General features: G+C 71.9%; 15 protein-coding genes and 1 pseudogene. 7 read left to right on the forward strand and 9 right to left on the reverse strand.

Features of this window, described 5'->3' with window-relative positions; genetic code table 11:
* Positions 1-5: 5 nt before the first annotated feature.
* Complete coding sequence (locus tag A6Q79_RS02035) at positions 6-206, forward strand: hypothetical protein (protein WP_286690040.1); 201 nt, start codon at positions 6-8, stop codon at positions 204-206.
* Between the two features lie 101 nt (positions 207-307).
* Positions 308-730: a hypothetical protein gene (locus A6Q79_RS02040; RefSeq protein WP_286690041.1), complete on the forward strand. Its 423-nt coding sequence runs from the start codon at positions 308-310 to the stop codon at positions 728-730.
* A gap of 51 nt (positions 731-781) precedes the next feature.
* Here the strand turns inward: A6Q79_RS02040 and A6Q79_RS02045 are convergent, their stop codons facing one another.
* Together A6Q79_RS02045 and A6Q79_RS02050 are read right to left on the reverse strand one after the other, a co-directional pair.
* Positions 782-1,648: an aldo/keto reductase gene (locus A6Q79_RS02045; RefSeq protein WP_286690042.1), complete on the reverse strand. Its 867-nt coding sequence runs from the start codon at positions 1,646-1,648 to the stop codon at positions 782-784.
* Between the two features lie 84 nt (positions 1,649-1,732).
* On the reverse strand, positions 1,733-2,671 hold the full coding sequence (locus A6Q79_RS02050; RefSeq protein WP_286690043.1) for an NAD(P)-dependent oxidoreductase: 939 nt from the start codon (positions 2,669-2,671) through the stop codon (positions 1,733-1,735).
* Positions 2,672-2,736: 65 nt separating this feature from the next.
* On the opposite strand from A6Q79_RS02050, the gene A6Q79_RS02055 reads away from it, so the two are divergent.
* Both A6Q79_RS02055 and A6Q79_RS02060 read left to right on the forward strand, forming a co-directional pair.
* Complete coding sequence (locus A6Q79_RS02055) at positions 2,737-3,162, forward strand: DUF1232 domain-containing protein (RefSeq protein WP_286690044.1); 426 nt, start codon at positions 2,737-2,739, stop codon at positions 3,160-3,162.
* Complete coding sequence (locus tag A6Q79_RS02060) at positions 3,159-3,503, forward strand: TraR/DksA C4-type zinc finger protein (RefSeq protein WP_286690045.1); 345 nt, start codon at positions 3,159-3,161, stop codon at positions 3,501-3,503. The genes A6Q79_RS02055 and A6Q79_RS02060 overlap by 4 nt, the downstream gene beginning before the upstream one ends.
* An 80-nt stretch (positions 3,504-3,583) precedes the next feature.
* On the opposite strand, the gene A6Q79_RS02065 is transcribed toward A6Q79_RS02060, so the two are convergent.
* Both A6Q79_RS02065 and A6Q79_RS02070 read right to left on the reverse strand, forming a co-directional pair.
* Positions 3,584-4,510, reverse strand: coding sequence for a Ppx/GppA phosphatase family protein (locus A6Q79_RS02065; protein ID WP_286690046.1), 927 nt, complete (start codon positions 4,508-4,510; stop codon positions 3,584-3,586).
* Between the two features lie 67 nt (positions 4,511-4,577).
* Complete coding sequence (locus A6Q79_RS02070) at positions 4,578-5,933, reverse strand: cation:dicarboxylase symporter family transporter (protein WP_067859553.1); 1,356 nt, start codon at positions 5,931-5,933, stop codon at positions 4,578-4,580.
* Positions 5,934-6,053: 120 nt separating this feature from the next.
* Here A6Q79_RS02070 and A6Q79_RS02075 point away from each other — a divergent pair, with 120 nt between their 5' ends.
* Positions 6,054-7,640: a sensor histidine kinase gene (locus tag A6Q79_RS02075; protein WP_144433785.1), complete on the forward strand. Its 1,587-nt coding sequence runs from the start codon at positions 6,054-6,056 to the stop codon at positions 7,638-7,640.
* Positions 7,637-8,308 (forward strand): response regulator, encoded by a 672-nt coding sequence (locus tag A6Q79_RS02080; RefSeq protein ID WP_286690047.1) that lies wholly within the window; start codon positions 7,637-7,639, stop codon positions 8,306-8,308. Before A6Q79_RS02075 ends, A6Q79_RS02080 begins: the two co-directional genes overlap by 4 nt.
* Here the strand turns inward: A6Q79_RS02080 and A6Q79_RS02085 are convergent.
* The 4 genes and pseudogenes from A6Q79_RS02085 to A6Q79_RS02100 all read right to left on the reverse strand — a co-directional run bounded on the left by A6Q79_RS02085 (position 8,250) and on the right by A6Q79_RS02100 (position 11,524).
* The gene (locus tag A6Q79_RS02085; RefSeq protein ID WP_317695849.1) at positions 8,250-8,780 is read right to left on the reverse strand and encodes a DUF501 domain-containing protein; all 531 of its coding nucleotides are present in this window, start codon (positions 8,778-8,780) and stop codon (positions 8,250-8,252) included. The two genes, A6Q79_RS02080 and A6Q79_RS02085, sit on opposite strands and share 59 nt — an antisense overlap.
* The gene (locus tag A6Q79_RS02090) at positions 8,773-9,339 is read right to left on the reverse strand and encodes a septum formation initiator family protein (protein WP_067859564.1); all 567 of its coding nucleotides are present in this window, start codon (positions 9,337-9,339) and stop codon (positions 8,773-8,775) included. Before A6Q79_RS02090 ends, A6Q79_RS02085 begins: the two co-directional genes overlap by 8 nt.
* A 2-nt stretch (positions 9,340-9,341) precedes the next feature.
* A pseudogene (eno, locus tag A6Q79_RS02095) lies at positions 9,342-10,590 on the reverse strand (phosphopyruvate hydratase).
* 352 nt (positions 10,591-10,942) lie between these two features.
* Complete coding sequence (locus A6Q79_RS02100; protein ID WP_067859568.1) at positions 10,943-11,524, reverse strand: M23 family metallopeptidase; 582 nt, start codon at positions 11,522-11,524, stop codon at positions 10,943-10,945.
* Between the two features lie 295 nt (positions 11,525-11,819).
* Between A6Q79_RS02100 and A6Q79_RS02105 the strand changes: the two genes are divergently transcribed.
* Entirely contained in the window at positions 11,820-12,491 is a 672-nt protein-coding gene (locus A6Q79_RS02105) for a hypothetical protein (protein ID WP_144433786.1), read from the forward strand.
* Between the two features lie 8 nt (positions 12,492-12,499).
* Here A6Q79_RS02105 and A6Q79_RS02110 read toward each other — a convergent pair whose 3' ends face one another.
* Positions 12,500-13,912, reverse strand: a complete 1,413-nt coding sequence (locus tag A6Q79_RS02110) for a metal ABC transporter solute-binding protein, Zn/Mn family (RefSeq protein WP_317695854.1) — start codon at positions 13,910-13,912, stop codon at positions 12,500-12,502.
* Positions 13,913-14,148: the final 236 nt, after the last annotated feature.

The following is a 14,148-nucleotide window of genomic DNA, read 5'->3' on the forward strand; positions in this document are numbered from 1 at the left end:
GCGTCATGAAGAGCATCGACGACTACATCGGCGTCCTCGCCGTCACCGCGGTCACGTGCGTCGTGATCGGCTACGTCGACAGCAACGAGGCGGCGTCGGGCGCCTACACGCTCGCCTGCGTCATCGCGATCTACCTGCTGGTGCTCTACGTCGTACGACGACTGCGAGCCCACCGGTCTGCCGACGACGAGCCGCCCGCGACGTAGCGCTCGACTCCCCCGACGGCCCCGTCCTCCCCCGAGGGCGGGGCCGCCGGGCGTCGTGGAGGAGCCGAGGACCTGGACGTCCCACCCACTACGCTCGCCGCGTGGACACTGCGACGCTGCCCCTGCTGGGCCTCCTCCTCGTGGCCTGCGTCGGCCTCAAGCAGCTGGTCGACATCAAGCGGGCGTCGCGGGCGGCTGCGAGCGCCGCCTACGTGCAGCGGTACTGGCAGATCGCCGACGACCTCCGTCGGGCTGGCAGCGACCCGCTCGAGATCCACGGGGACCCTCGCTACCTGCAGCTCCTGGAGGACGAGCTCGCCGTCGCCGCGATCGGTCTGCTCGACGAGCAGCAGTGGGCCACCTGGCACGGCGTCCTCGACGAGGAGCCGGCGCGGACGAGGGTCCTCGACGCGCTCCAGGTCTGCGACCCCCGGACGGTCGCGTTCTCTCGCCTGCGCCGCTGCCTCGACCAGCGGCAGCGCGACGGCGCACGTCACGACATCTCGCGCTGCGCCGGCGCCTGAACGCACCGCGGCCCCGCCCCCGAGGAGGACGGGGCCGCGCTAGGGACTACGTCAGGCGTCGAGGCCGGACTCGATCGTCGTGAGCTCGTCCTCGGTGAGCTCGAGGTCGGCTGCCTCGGCCGAGTTCTTCGCCGACTCCGGACGCGAGGCGCCGGGGATCGGGACCACGACAGGCGCCTGGGCGAGGTGCCACGCGAGCGCGACCTGGTGCGGGCTCACGCCACGCGCGTCGGCCACCTCCTGGAACGCCGAGTGGTCCGAGCCGAAGTCGCCGGCCTTCTTGATGCCGCCGAACGGGCTCCACGGCAGGAACGCGACGCCGATCTCGGCGCAGTGCCGCAGCTCGTCACGGCTCGACAGGAACGCCGGGCTGAACTGGTTCTGCACCGACACGAGCCGGCCGTCGAGCACCTCGTTGGCCTCGTCGATCTGCGCGACCGTGGCGTTGGAGATGCCGGCCTGCTGGATGACGCCCTCGTCGAGCAGCTCCTTCAGCGCGCCGATCGACTCCGCGTACGGCACCTCCGGGTCAGGGCGGTGGAACTGGTAGAGGCCGATCGACTCGACGCCGAGCCGCTTCGCCGACGCCTTCGCAGCGTCCTTGAGGTAGTCGGGGTGACCGTTCTGCGTCCACGAGCCGTCGCCGGGGCGCAGGTGGCCGCCCTTCGTCGCGACGAGCACGTCCTTGCCGGCCGCGTGGCCCTTCAGCGCCTCCGCGATGAGCTCCTCGTTGTGACCGACCTCGTTCGCGTCGCGGTGGTACGCGTCGGCGGTGTCGATGAAGGTCACGCCGGCGTCAAGCGAGGCGTGGATCGTGGCGATGGAGCGCTCACGGTCTGGCCGCCCCTCGATCGACATCGGCATGCCGCCGAGTCCGATCGCGCTGACGGTCGCGGTGCCGATGGTGCGCTGCTGCACTGGGTCCTCCTGAGGGTCGATGGACGTCGTTGAACCTTCACCTTCGACCGTACGCCTCGTGCGCGAGCGCGCCAGCCGAGCGGGTCAGGACCCCGAGACGTCAACGACGTTCGTCAGCGGCTCCCCCGCCGCGATCCGTCGCACCTGTTCCCGCACGAGGGGCTCGATGCGCTCGAGCCGCGTCGCCACCGCTCCCCCGACGTGGGGCGCGACGAGCACGCCCGGGGTGGTCCACAGCGGGTGGTCGTCGGGCAGCGGCTCGGGGTCGACGACGTCGAGCGCGAGGCGCACGTGGCCCGACGTGGCGTGCCGCACGAGCGCGTCGGTGTCGGCGACCTTGCCGCGCGCGACGTTCACCAGCAGGGCGCCGTCCTGCATCGCGGCGAGGAAGGCGTCGTCGACGAGGTGGTGCGTCGACTCGCCGTAGGGCACCGCGACGACCACGACGTCGACGTCGGCCAGCAGGTCGTGCACCTCGTCGATGCCGTGCACGTGGCCGCGCTCGTCGTCACGCGCCGACGACGCGACCCGCACGAGGTCGACGCCGAACCCGTCGAGGCGGCGTTCGACCTGGTGGCCGATGCCGCCGACGCCGAGCAGGAGCACCCGCTTGCCGAGCAGGCCGGGTCGGGCCGTGCCCTTGTCCCACCGGTCGTCGTCGCGGGCGGCGTTGCGCACGAAGTCGTCGAGCCCGCGCAGCGACGCCAGGGTGAGCGCGACGGCCAGCTCGGCGGTCGGCTCCTCGTGCACGTCGACCGCGTTGCACCAGGTGATGCCGTCGGGCACGTGGCCGATCGCGTCGTCGTAGCCGAGCGACTGCGCCTGCACGGCCTTGATCCGGTCGGCGTCGAGGACGGAGAGGTCGCCGGTGAGCACGTACGGACGGACGGCGAGGTCGAGCACCACGTCGGCCGGGGGTGGTCCGGCGAAGTCCCACACGTGGAGCTCGGCCGTCCCGTCGGACTCCAGGTCGGCGAACAGGTCGCGGGTCTCGTCGTCGGGGAGGCTCAGCTGCACGGGCATGGGTCCGATCATGCCGGTCCCTCGCCGACGTGCACGCCGTCGGTGCGCCCACCTACCGTGGCTGCATGAGCACCTGGAGCATCGTCGCGGCCGTGGTCGGCGGCCTCGTGCTGCTCTGGGCTGTCCTCGTCGGGCTGCTGTGGGTCGCGGCACGACGCACGTCGCAGCGGGTCGACCTGCGCGACCTGCTGCGCCTCGTGCCCGACCTCGTCCGACTCACGCACCGTCTCGCCCGCGACCCGTCCCTGCCGCGCGGCGTCCGCGTGCGGCTCGTCGCCCTCCTCGTCTACCTCGCCCTCCCGATCGACCTCGTCCCCGACGTCATCCCCGTGGTCGGGTACGCCGACGACGTGGTCGTGGTCGCGCTGGTGCTGCGGTCGGTGGTGCGGCGGGCCGGGCCCGAGGCCATCGAGCGCCACTGGCCGGGCACCGACGCTGGGCTCGCCGCGGTGCTGCGCCTGGCCGGCGTCACGTCGGGGGCTGCGTCGTGACCGACGCGGCCGCACGTCTGGAGGAGGAGCGTCGACGCCTGCTCGCGTCGATCACGTCACGCGACGCCGACGTCGCCGGCATCGTCGCCGCCCGCGAAGGGTCCAACGTCGACGACGAGCACGACCCGGAGGGTGCCACGATCGCCTTCGAGCGGTCGCAGGCCGACCACGCCGCCGACAGCGCACGTCGCCGGCTCGTCGCCGTCGAGTCAGCGCTGCGCCGCGTCGAGGACGGCACCTACGGCGTCTGCGAGGTGTGCGGTCGCCCGATCGGCGAGGGTCGACTCGAGGCCCTCCCGGCCACCACCCTCTGCGTCGTCTGCGCGTCCCGACCCCGCTGAGTGTGACGTTTGGGGCCCGGATCGGGCCGATCCGGGCCCCAAACGTCACACTCAGCGGGGTGGGGGGGTGCGCCGCGGGGTCAGGGCCAGCGCTGCGCGGCGCCCCAAGCGATGCCGTCGAGGATGTCGTGCTCGCTCACCAGCACCTCGTCGGTGGCGAGGGGGACGGAGCCAAGGACGGCGTCGAGGATCATCGCGCCGGCGCCGATCACGTCGGCGCGACCCGGGTGCATGAACGGCAGGGCGCGACGGTCCGCCACCGACATGCGCAGCAGCGACAGGCAGGCGGTGCGGACGTCGTCGACGGAGATGCGGGCGCCGTGGATCTGCGACGAGTCGTACGACGGGAGCTCCAGGGCGTGGGCGGCGACCGTCGTGATGGTCCCCGCCACCCCCACGAGGTTGCTCACCGGGTCGAGCCCTGACAGCCGGGGTGTCAGCACGTCGTCGAGGTAGGACTCGAGTGCGGTCACCTCGTCGATCGAGGCGGGGTCGCTGCGCAGGAACCGCTCGGTCAGCCGCACCGATCCGACGTCGAAGGAGTGCGACCAGCCGACGTCGCCGTCGGCACCGACCACCAGCTCCGTCGAGCCGCCGCCGATGTCGACGACGAGGGCCGGTCCCGCCAGCGAGCGCGTCGCCCCGAGGAACGAGGCGCGGGCCTCCTCCTCGCCCGACAGCACCTCGAGGTCGATGCCCAGCACCGAGCGCACGCCGTCGCTCAGCTCGTCGGCGTTCGACGCGTCACGGGCGGCCGACGTCGCGCAGAAGCGCACCCGCTCGGCGCCGAGCACGGTGGCCAGCTCGCCGAACTCGCGGGTGACGGCGAGCGTGCGCTCCAGCGCGTCGGGGTGGAAGCGACCGGTCTCGTCGACGCCCTGCCCGAGGCGGACGACCCGCATCTCGCGCACGACGTCGCGCTTCTGGTCGCCACGCACGTCGGTGACGAGCAGGCGCAACGAGTTCGTCCCACAGTCCATCGCGGCCACGCGGAGGGCATCCGGCATGCCCCGACCCTACCGACGACACAGGGCCCGGACGGTGTCCGGGCCCTGTGGGTCGTCCCACGTCGCGTCAGCGTGCGACGTCGAGCTCTTCGTCCTTGCGGGGCGTGTAGCCGTGGTCGTCGTCGACCATCGTCGTCTCGTCGAACGGGTCGTCGCCGGCCAGGACGGCGTCGAGCTTCTGCCGGTCGATCGAGTGGGTCCAGGTGCCGATGAGCACCGTCGCGACCGCGTTGCCGGCGAAGTTCGTCAGCGCACGCGCCTCGGACATGAAGCGGTCGATGCCGACGATGAGGCCGACGCCGTCGACGAGGTCGGGGCGGTGCGACTGCAGGCCGCCGGCCAGCGTCGCGAGACCGGCACCGGTCACGCCTGCCGCACCCTTGGAGGCGATCATCATGAACAGCAGCAGGGAGAGCTGCTCGCCGAAGCTCAGCGGGTCGCCGGTGGCCGACGCGACGAACAGGGTCGCCATCGTCAGGTAGATCGCGGTGCCGTCGAGGTTGAAGGAGTAGCCGGTCGGCACCACGACGCCGACGGTCGACTGGTGCACGCCCGCGTGCTCCATCTTGGCGATGAGGCGCGGCAGGGCCGACTCCGACGACGACGTCGACACGATGAGCAGGAACTCACGACCCAGGTACTTCAGCAGGCTGAAGATGTTGATGCCGGTGACGGCCTTGAGCAGCGCGCCGAGGATGCCGAAGACGAACAGGAAGCACGTGATGTAGAAGCCGACCATGAGGACGGCGAGGCTGCGCAGGGCGTCCATGCCGGTCTCGCCGACCACGGCGGCGATCGCGCCGAACGCGCCGATGGGGGCCAGCCACATGATCATGGCGAGCACGCGGAAGACGAGCTTCTGCAGGTACCCGACGCCGACGAGGATCGGCTCGCCCGCGCGACCCATGGCCTGCAGCGCGAAGCCGACGAGCAGGGCGACGAACAGCGCCTGCAGCACGTCGCCGGACGTGAGGGAGGAGACCATCGTGTCGGGGATCATGTGCAGGATGAACTCGGCGGTCGTCTGCTTCTCACCGCCGGCGGACTCGGCCGCCTTCGCCGCGCCCTCCGGGGTGATCTGCAGGCCCTCGCCCGGGTGCAGGATGTTGCCGACGGCCAGGCCGATGGCCAGGGCGAACGTCGACATCGTGATGAAGTAGCCGAGCGCCATGCCGCCGACCTTGCCCACCTGCGCGGCGCTGCGGACCGAGCCGACGCCGAGCACGATGGTGCAGAAGATGACGGGGCCGATCATCATCTTGATCAGCTTGACGAAGCCCTCGCCGAGCGGCTTGAGCTCCTTCGCGAAGTCGGGCGCCGCGAAGCCGACGGCGATGCCGGCGAGCACCGCGGCGATGACCGCGATGTAGAGGTAGTGCGTGCGGTCGCGCCGGGTGCGCGCCTGCGGGGTGGTGCTGGTCATGGTTCCTCCTGTGGGACGACCTGCCCACCGTGCCCGGTCACGTGACCCGGGTCACCGTTGCGTACATAGAGTTCGGTGACCGCGGTCACAGCGGCTTCGTCGAGGTGGGACGATGCGGTCGTGCCCCGCCCGTCGTCCGTCGCGCGCCAGATCCTGCTCTGGCAGGTCGTCGTCGTGTGCGTGCTGGTGCTCGGTGGCGTGGCCGCCGCCTGGTTCGACGCCCGCGCCGACGCGACGGCCTCGGCACGCCAGCGCGCGCTCGACCTCGCGGTCGCGGTCGCCGACTCCCCGACGGTGCGCGAGGCCGTCCGCACGACGGACCCGTCGACGACGCTCCAGCCGTTCGCCGAGCAGGTGCGTCGCGACAGCGGCACCGACTTCGTCGTCATCATGTCGCGCGACGGCATCCGCTACTCCCACCCCGACCCGGCCAACATCGGCAAGCGCTTCCTCGGGTCGATCACCCAGGCCCAGGCGGGCCGGACGTACAGCGAGGAGTACGTCGGCACGCTCGGACCGTCGGTGCGGGCCGTCGTGCCGGTGCGCGCGGGGGCCGGCGACGACGACGTCGTGGCGCTCGTGTCGGTCGGGATCCGCACGGCGAAGCAGCGCGACGAGGTCGTCGACGCGCTCCCCCGGATCCTCGGCGCCGCCGCGCTGGCCGCGCTCGTGGGCATCCTCGGCGCGTGGCTCATCCACCGGCGCCTGCGCCGCCAGACGCACGGGCTCGGCGAGCAGGAGATCACCCGCATGTACGAGTACTACGACGCGGTGCTGCGGGCGGTGCGCGAGGGACTCGTGCTGGTCGACTCCGGCGGCCGGGTGAGCCTCGTGAACCGCGAGGCCGAGCGTCTGCTCGACGTGGAGGCGTCGCGGGCGGTAGGCCGCGACGTCGCGGAGCTCGGCCTGGAACCCACGCTGACCGACGCGGTGCGCGCGGGCGGACCGCTCTCCGACGTCGTGGTGGCGCTCGCCGACCGCGTGCTCATCGTCAACGCGGCGCGCGCCCGCTGGGAGGGTCGCGACGTCGGCACGGTGCTCACGGTGCGCGACCGCACGGAGCTGCAGGGCGTGACGGCCGAGCTCGACACCGTGCGCAGCCTGGCCGACTCGCTGCGGTCGCAGAGCCACGAGACGGCGAACCGGCTGCACACGATGGTCTCCCTCGTCGAGATGGGCCGCACGCAGGAGGCGGTCGAGTTCGCGACGCACGAGATGCGCCTGGCGCAGGGGCTGACCGACCAGATGGTGGCTGCGGTCGAGGAGCCCGTGGTGTCGGCGCTGCTGCTGGGCAAGTCGGCGCAGGCGCACGAGCGCGGCGTGCGGCTCGACGTCGACCCGGGCTCCGCCGTCACGGGGCTCCCGCTCGGCCCGCACGACGCGGTGACGGTGCTGGGCAACCTGCTCGACAACGCGATCGACGCGGCGCAGGGCACGGCGGACGCGACCGTGGCGGTGCACCTGCACGCCAGCGACACGCACCTCGATGTCGTGGTCGAGGACTCCGGCCCCGGCATCCCCGAGGACGCGCGCGAGCAGGTCTTCGAGCGGGGCTGGTCGACGAAGGTCGACGACCGTCTGCACGGCCGAGGCCTGGGTCTGGCGCTGGTGGGTCAGGTGGTGCGCCGCCACGGCGGTAGCGTGCGCGTCGGCTCGGGTGCGCTCGGCGGGGCCATGGTCGAGGTGGAGATCGGGGAGGACGCGTGATCCGCACGCTGGTCGTCGAGGACGAGAGAGTCGCGGCGCAGGCGCACGCGCAGTACGTGCGCGACGTGCCGGGCTTCGAGCTCGTAGCCGTCGCGATGTCGGCGCAGGACGCGGCGCGGGTGCTGCGGGAGGAGCCGGTCGACCTGGTGCTGCTCGACATGCACCTGCCCGACGGTCACGGCCTGCAGCTGCTGCGCCGGCTGAGGGCGGCCGGCAGCCGGGTCGACGTGATCGCCGTGACGTCGGCGCGCGACGCGGAGGTGGTGCGCGACGCGGTGGCGCAGGGCGTGGTCGGCTACCTCATCAAGCCCTTCGCGTTCGGCGCGCTGCGCGAGCGGCTGCTCGCCTACCGGACCTTCCACGAGGGCCTGCAGGGCTCGGACGACCTCGACCAGAGTGCGGTCGACCGGATGCTCGAGTCGCTGCGGCACACGTCCCGACCCGCCCTGCCGAAGGGGCTGGGCGCGGAGACGCTGGAGCAGGTGCGCGCGGTCCTGGCCGAGCACGGTCCGTCGTCGGCGAGCGAGGTCGGCGAGCACCTGGGCTCGTCACGGGTGACGGCGCGCCGCTACCTGGAGCACCTCGCCGAGACCGGCGAGGTCGCGCGGGTCACGCGCCTGGGTCGGGCTGGTCGTCCTGAGGTCGAGTACCGGCCGGGGCGCAGCTAGAGCTGCCCCAGTAGTCGCCGAGCAGCTCGACGGCCTCGTCGCCGAGCGGATTGACGCCAGGGCCCTTGGCGAGGGCGTGGCCGACGAGCACGTGCAGGCACTTGACCCGCGTGGGCATGCCGCCGGCGCTGATGCCGTCGATCTCGGGCACGTGGGCGACGGCCTCCCGCTCGGCGAGGTACTCGGCGTGGGCCCGTGCGTAGTGGTCGGCGAGGTCGGCGTCGTGGGTGAGCCGCTCGCTCATCTCGGCCATCAGGCCGGACGCCTCGAGGGTGCCGATGGCGCCGGCGAGCCTCGGGCAGGTCACGTAGTAGAGCGTCGGGAACGGCGTGCCGTCGGGCAGCCGCGGCTCGGTGCGCACCACGTTGGGGGGGCCGGACGGGCAGCGCGCGGCGATGCCGAGGACACCGCGGGCGGGCCGCCCGAGCTGCTCGGCGACGATCTGCAGGTCGCTCGGGCTCGGGTCAGTCACGGTTCTTCAGCACCTCGTCGGGGTCGGGGACGGGCTGCTGGGCCGACGAGGTGCGTCCGGACGCCTCGACGCTGCCCCACAGCGTGTCGTACCACTGCTTCTGGGTGGGGTCCGGCGGGTCGTCGAGCCGGGGCGCGTCGCCCTCGACGGTGCCGTCGGCGCCGATGACGCGGTAGCCGACCTCGCCGGGCATGACCCAGCCGAACCGTTCACGCGCCTGCTGGCGGACGTAGGCGTCGTCGTTCCAGCGCGCCTTGGTGTCGCCGAGGTCCTCGATGGACGCCTGCCGGGTGGCGATCTCGGCCTTCAGCTGCTGCACCTCGCCGCGCTGCTGCCACCACGCGTGCAGCGCCGACGTGTACGACGCGAGCAGCAGGAGCAGCACCGCGAGCAGCAGGACGGCGCGGGTGGTGAACCGCGACCCGACGCCGCGGGCGGTGGTCGTGCCCGACCGGGGTCGGGTCGGGCCGGGGCGGCTGGCCCCCGCGGCACCGGACGGCCGCCCCGCAGGACGTCGTGTCCTGGGGGTGGGTCGTCCGGGTCCGCGGGAGCCGGCCATGCTCAGAGCGCGAGGCGCGGGAAGGCCGACGCGCCGGCGTACACCGCGGCGGACCCGAGGGCCTCCTCGATGCGCAGGAGCTGGTTGTACTTGGCGACCCGGTCGGAGCGGGCGGGGGCGCCGGTCTTGATCTGGCCGCAGTTGGTGGCGACGGCGAGGTCGGCGATCGTGACGTCCTCGGTCTCGCCCGAGCGGTGGCTCATCATGTTGCTGAAGCCGTGGCGGTGGGCGAGCTCGACAGCGTCGAGCGTCTCGGTGAGCGAGCCGATCTGGTTCACCTTGACGAGCATCGCGTTCGCGGCGCCCTGCTCGAGGCCACGCGTGAGCCGCTCGACGTTGGTGACGAACAGGTCGTCGCCGACGAGCTGGACCTGGTCGCCGATGCGCTCGGTGAGCGCGACCCAGCCGTCCCAGTCCTCCTCGTCGAGCGGGTCCTCGATGGACACGATCGGGTAGGCGGCGACGAGCTCGGCGTAGTAGTCGGCCATCTCCCCGGAGGTCTTGGGCGCGGCCTCGAAGGTGTAGCTGCCGTTCTCGAAGAACTCCGAGCTGGCGACGTCGAGCGCGAGCGCGATGTCCGTGCCGAGCGTGAGGCCGGTCTTCTCGACGGCCGTGGCGAAGGCTCGGGGCGAAACCGCCCTCGTCGCCGAGGCCGGTCGACAGGCCGTCCTTCTTCAGGACCGACTTGAGCGCGTGGTAGACCTCGGTGCCCTGGCGCAGCGCCTCGGCGAACGTGGGCGCGCCGATCGGCGCGATCATGAACTCCTGGACGTCGACGTTGGAGTCGGCGTGGGCGCCACCGTTCAGGATGTTCATCATCGGGACGGGCAGTACGTGGGCGTTGGGGCCGCCGACGTAGCGGAACAGCGGGAGGCCGGCGGAGTCGGCGGCGGCCTTGGAGAGCGCGAGGGAGACGCCGAGGATGGCGTTGGCGCCGAGCTTCGCCTTGTTGGGCGTGCCGTCGAGGGCGATCATGGCGGCGTCGACGGCGCGCTGGTCGTCGGCGTCGAAGCCGACGATCTCGGCGGCGATGGTCGTGTTGACGGCCTCGACGGCCTTGCGGACGCCCTTGCCGAGGTAGCGGTCGCCACCGTCACGCAGCTCGACGGCCTCGAACTGGCCGGTGGAGGCACCGGAGGGGACGGCGGCGCGTCCGATGGTCCCGTCGTCGAGGGCGACCTCGACCTCGACGGTGGGGTTGCCGCGCGAGTCGAGGATCTCGCGTGCTCCGACGGCTTCGATGCTGGCCATGCTGCTCCTGCTGCTGTGGTGGTGCGGTCGGTGCCCAGCCTAGTGCCGGGGGCCGTCCGTCCGTGACAGGCGAGGCGGTCGACATCCTTGGGATAGTCGACGGGTTCGGCATCGTTGTACTTGCCATCCTCGGGACAGCCGGGGGTGGTCTCGTCGTCGTGGGCTGTTGCCCGCGGCTCTGATGTCGACGCGGCCGACGAGAGCGTCCTCCCAGCGCGGGAGGACGCTCTCGTTCGACGATGTCGGCCACGACGGGCACGGTGGGCGTGTGCTGTCGCGGTCGAGACGTCGGTCGTGGCCGGTCTCCCGCACGAGACAGGCGTCATCTCGGGCCGCGCGCGGGAGGGTGGTATCAGCAGAGAGTCTTGCGCGTGTAGTTCGTCGTGCCCCAGTACTTCGCCTTGGTGTTGCCGAAGTAGATGACCTGGTCGTCGTTGTTCCAGCGCTGTTCGTAGTGCAGGTGTGCGGACGGCTGGCCCCCGCTCTTGCCGACGCGGCCGATGCCGGTCCTTGCTGTCACGACCTGGCCCTTGTCCACGGCGATCTCCTTCAGGTGCGCGTACCGCGTCGACCAGCCTCCCTTGTGGTAGATGTCGACCGTGTTGCCGTAGCCCGGGCCCTTGTTGCCGGCGAAGGTGACTGTGCCGGCATTGCTGGCCTGGACCCACCGGCCCAAGTCGCTGTCACCTCCGGTTGGAAGGTTGAAGTCGATGGCCAAGAGCGGATTGTGGGGGTGGGGGTCGTCAGCGCCCCGCGTCTGGCCGCTCCACACGTCGCCGCAGGGGAAAGGGACCTCGAGGGCCGGACGGTTGGCGCCCGGGTCGTTGGAGCCGCTCGCGGGCGCTGCAGCGGCGGTGGCTGCGGTCGTGAGCCCGGCGGCGGCGCAGAGCGCCAGTGTCGCTGCAGCCGTTCGCACCGTGGTGATCTTGCGCATGGGGATTCCATCCTCGTCTGAGTAGAAGCGTCGTCTGTGGTCACGATCGTTGCGACGAGCGCTGCGAAACTGCTGCGAGATCCTCGTCGCCTGGACGAGTAGCGAAGACGTTGGAGGACTTGGTCGATCCCTGTCGATGAGCACGGTGTCGATGAGCAGGTCTGCCCCTTCGAGAGGGCCCGGAGTCGCCACTGCTTTGCCAGGTAGGAGGACTCGTCGTGGACAAGCGCGGCGAGCTCGCGCGGAGAGAATCGATATCGCGGACGCGGTCCCGACGCGCGTGGGAGCATCCAGCATGACCTGGACCCGTGGACGACTCGTCGGCGTTGCCTGCGCCGCTCTGTCAGTGCTGCTGCTCGTGGGTGTCGGCGTCACCTACGTCCTGTCGACGCGCGCCGCTGTCGACGTCCGCGTGACGCCGGCGTCGCTCCAGTGCATCAGACCATCGGACGACGCGTACCGACCGATGCCCTGGGTGGTCGACACCACGCAGATCCCCGGCAAGGACGCCACCTCGACGGCTGCGTTCGCGGAGCGGGGCGAGCCGCGTGATCCCGGCTTCTTCCTCACCGTCGACACGCGAGACATGCAGTGCACCATGGTCCTCGACGTGACCAACAGGGGGTCGATCCCGGTGAAGGTCCGCGCCGTCAGGTTCTACGGATGGGCGGACGAGCCCTCGACGAGGGACGACTGGGTGGTCTCGGACGAGGGGACCGGCGCCGCCGTGCGAGCCGTGGGCGAGGAGCGCCAGGACGCCGCGTACGTGGTCGACGAGACGCTGGGCGCCGGAGACTTCGCTCGCGTGGAGATGGACTTCCAGCGTCGCCACGGGGTCTGTCGGAGCGGGGGACAGTTCGTCTCCCGCCAACGTCCCGAGATCGAGGTGTCGACCCTGGGCTGGCGGAGCTCCCTCGACTCCGACCTCACGCTGGCGACCTGGTTCGTGCCTTCGCTCATGTGCTGAGCAGGACGTCACGCCAGCCGGTCGCGGACGGCGCGGCGCAGCGCCTCCTCGGCGTCGACGCCCTGCTCGCGGGCCTCGGCGACGAGACGCAGGAGCCGGGAGCCGAGGTCGTCGCCGCTGGTGTCGAGGTCAGGGACGCGGTCGAGGGCCTTGCGGGCCGTGGCGAGGGCCGGCAGGTCGCGGGCGATGCCGTCGAGCGGGTGCGCCTCACGCGCTCCCGATGCCGCCTTCTCCTGCGCCTTGACCGCCTGCCAGGCGGCGTCGATCTCCTCGGGAGTGCGGGCAGTGCCGTCGGCGAAGACGTGCGGGTTGCGCCGCACGAGCTTGTCGGTGATCCCCGCGGCGACGTCGTCGACGTCCCACCCCTCCCCCGTGTCGGCGGCGACGGCGGCGTGGAAGACGACCTGCATGAGGAGGTCGCCGAGCTCCTCGCGGAGCAGGTCGGTGTCGCCGTCGTCGAGCGCCTCGAGGGTCGGAGCGCTACCGCCGAGACCGGTGAGCATGGTGACGTAGTTGGAGCGCATCAGGCCCAGCCAGGAGTGCTCGGGGTCGCCGGGAGCACCGGGCAGGTCGTCGTCACGCAGCGTGTCCTCGTAGCGCGCACCGGTGGCGCGGCCGATCTCCTCGAGCGCGTCGGAGGGGAAGACCTCCGAGCCGAAGATCGTCGGCACCTCCTGCTCACGGACCTGGTCGATGAGCCGCGCGACCTCCTTCGGCGTCGGCTCGGCGAAGTCCTCGGGCTGGATGGCGCCGATCACCTGCCAGTCGTAGGTCTCGGCGAAGTAGGCGTAGGCGTCGTGGTAGGTCAGCAGCACCCGCTCGTCGGCGGGCACCGACTCCTGGTCGGCGCGCAGCGCGTCGGAGAGCTCGGTGGCCTGCTCCTCGAAGGAGGCGAGGTTGGCGTCGTACGTCGCCTCGCCCTCGGGGTCGAGGTGTACGAGGTTCTCGTGGACGAGCTCGGCGTAGCGGATCGCCCAGGTCGGGTCGGTCCACAGGTGGGGGTTGGGCTTGCCGTCCTCCTCGGGGAAGGAGAAGTCGTAGAGGTAGTCCGACTCCGGGAGCACCTCGGTGCCGAGCTCGACCAGCCGCCCGTCCTCGCTCATCGTGGCCTCGGCCAACTCCACCGTCGGCTCCTCGAGCCGGAGCCCGTTGACCAGCACCAGGTCGGCCCGCTCCAGCAGCGCGGAGGCGCTCGGCGGCGGCTCGAAGGTGTGGGAGTTGGTGCCCTCCGGCACCAGGCCATCGATCGTGGCGCGGTTGCCGGCCACGGCGGCGGTGATCGAGGTGATCGGCGCGACGGTCGTGACGATGCGCAGCTCGCCGTCCTCGGCCACGTCGGAGTCGGTGCCGCAGGCGGTGAGGGACAGGGCGAGGACGGCAGCGGCCGCCAGGGCGGCGCGGGGGGCACGGGAGGGGCTCATGCCCCGAACCCTAGACGAGACCCACTTGCTCCTGCGAAGGGGTTGCAACAAGTGGGACGTCGACGTCGGACGAGGGTGCCCGGCTACGGCAGCTCGCCGGTCAGCCGGGCGTGCCGCTCGGCGCTGGCGTCGTTGAGGCCGACGATCTCCACGGTCTTGCCCTTGCGGGCGTACTTGGTGGTGATGGCGTCGAGGGAGGCGACGGTGGAGGTGATCTGAAAGGTGCGGGCCAGCCC

Source organism: Aeromicrobium sp. REDSEA-S32_B7, assembly GCF_001626145.1.
In the GTDB taxonomy this organism is placed as follows: domain Bacteria; phylum Actinomycetota; class Actinomycetes; order Propionibacteriales; family Nocardioidaceae; genus Aeromicrobium; species Aeromicrobium erythreum.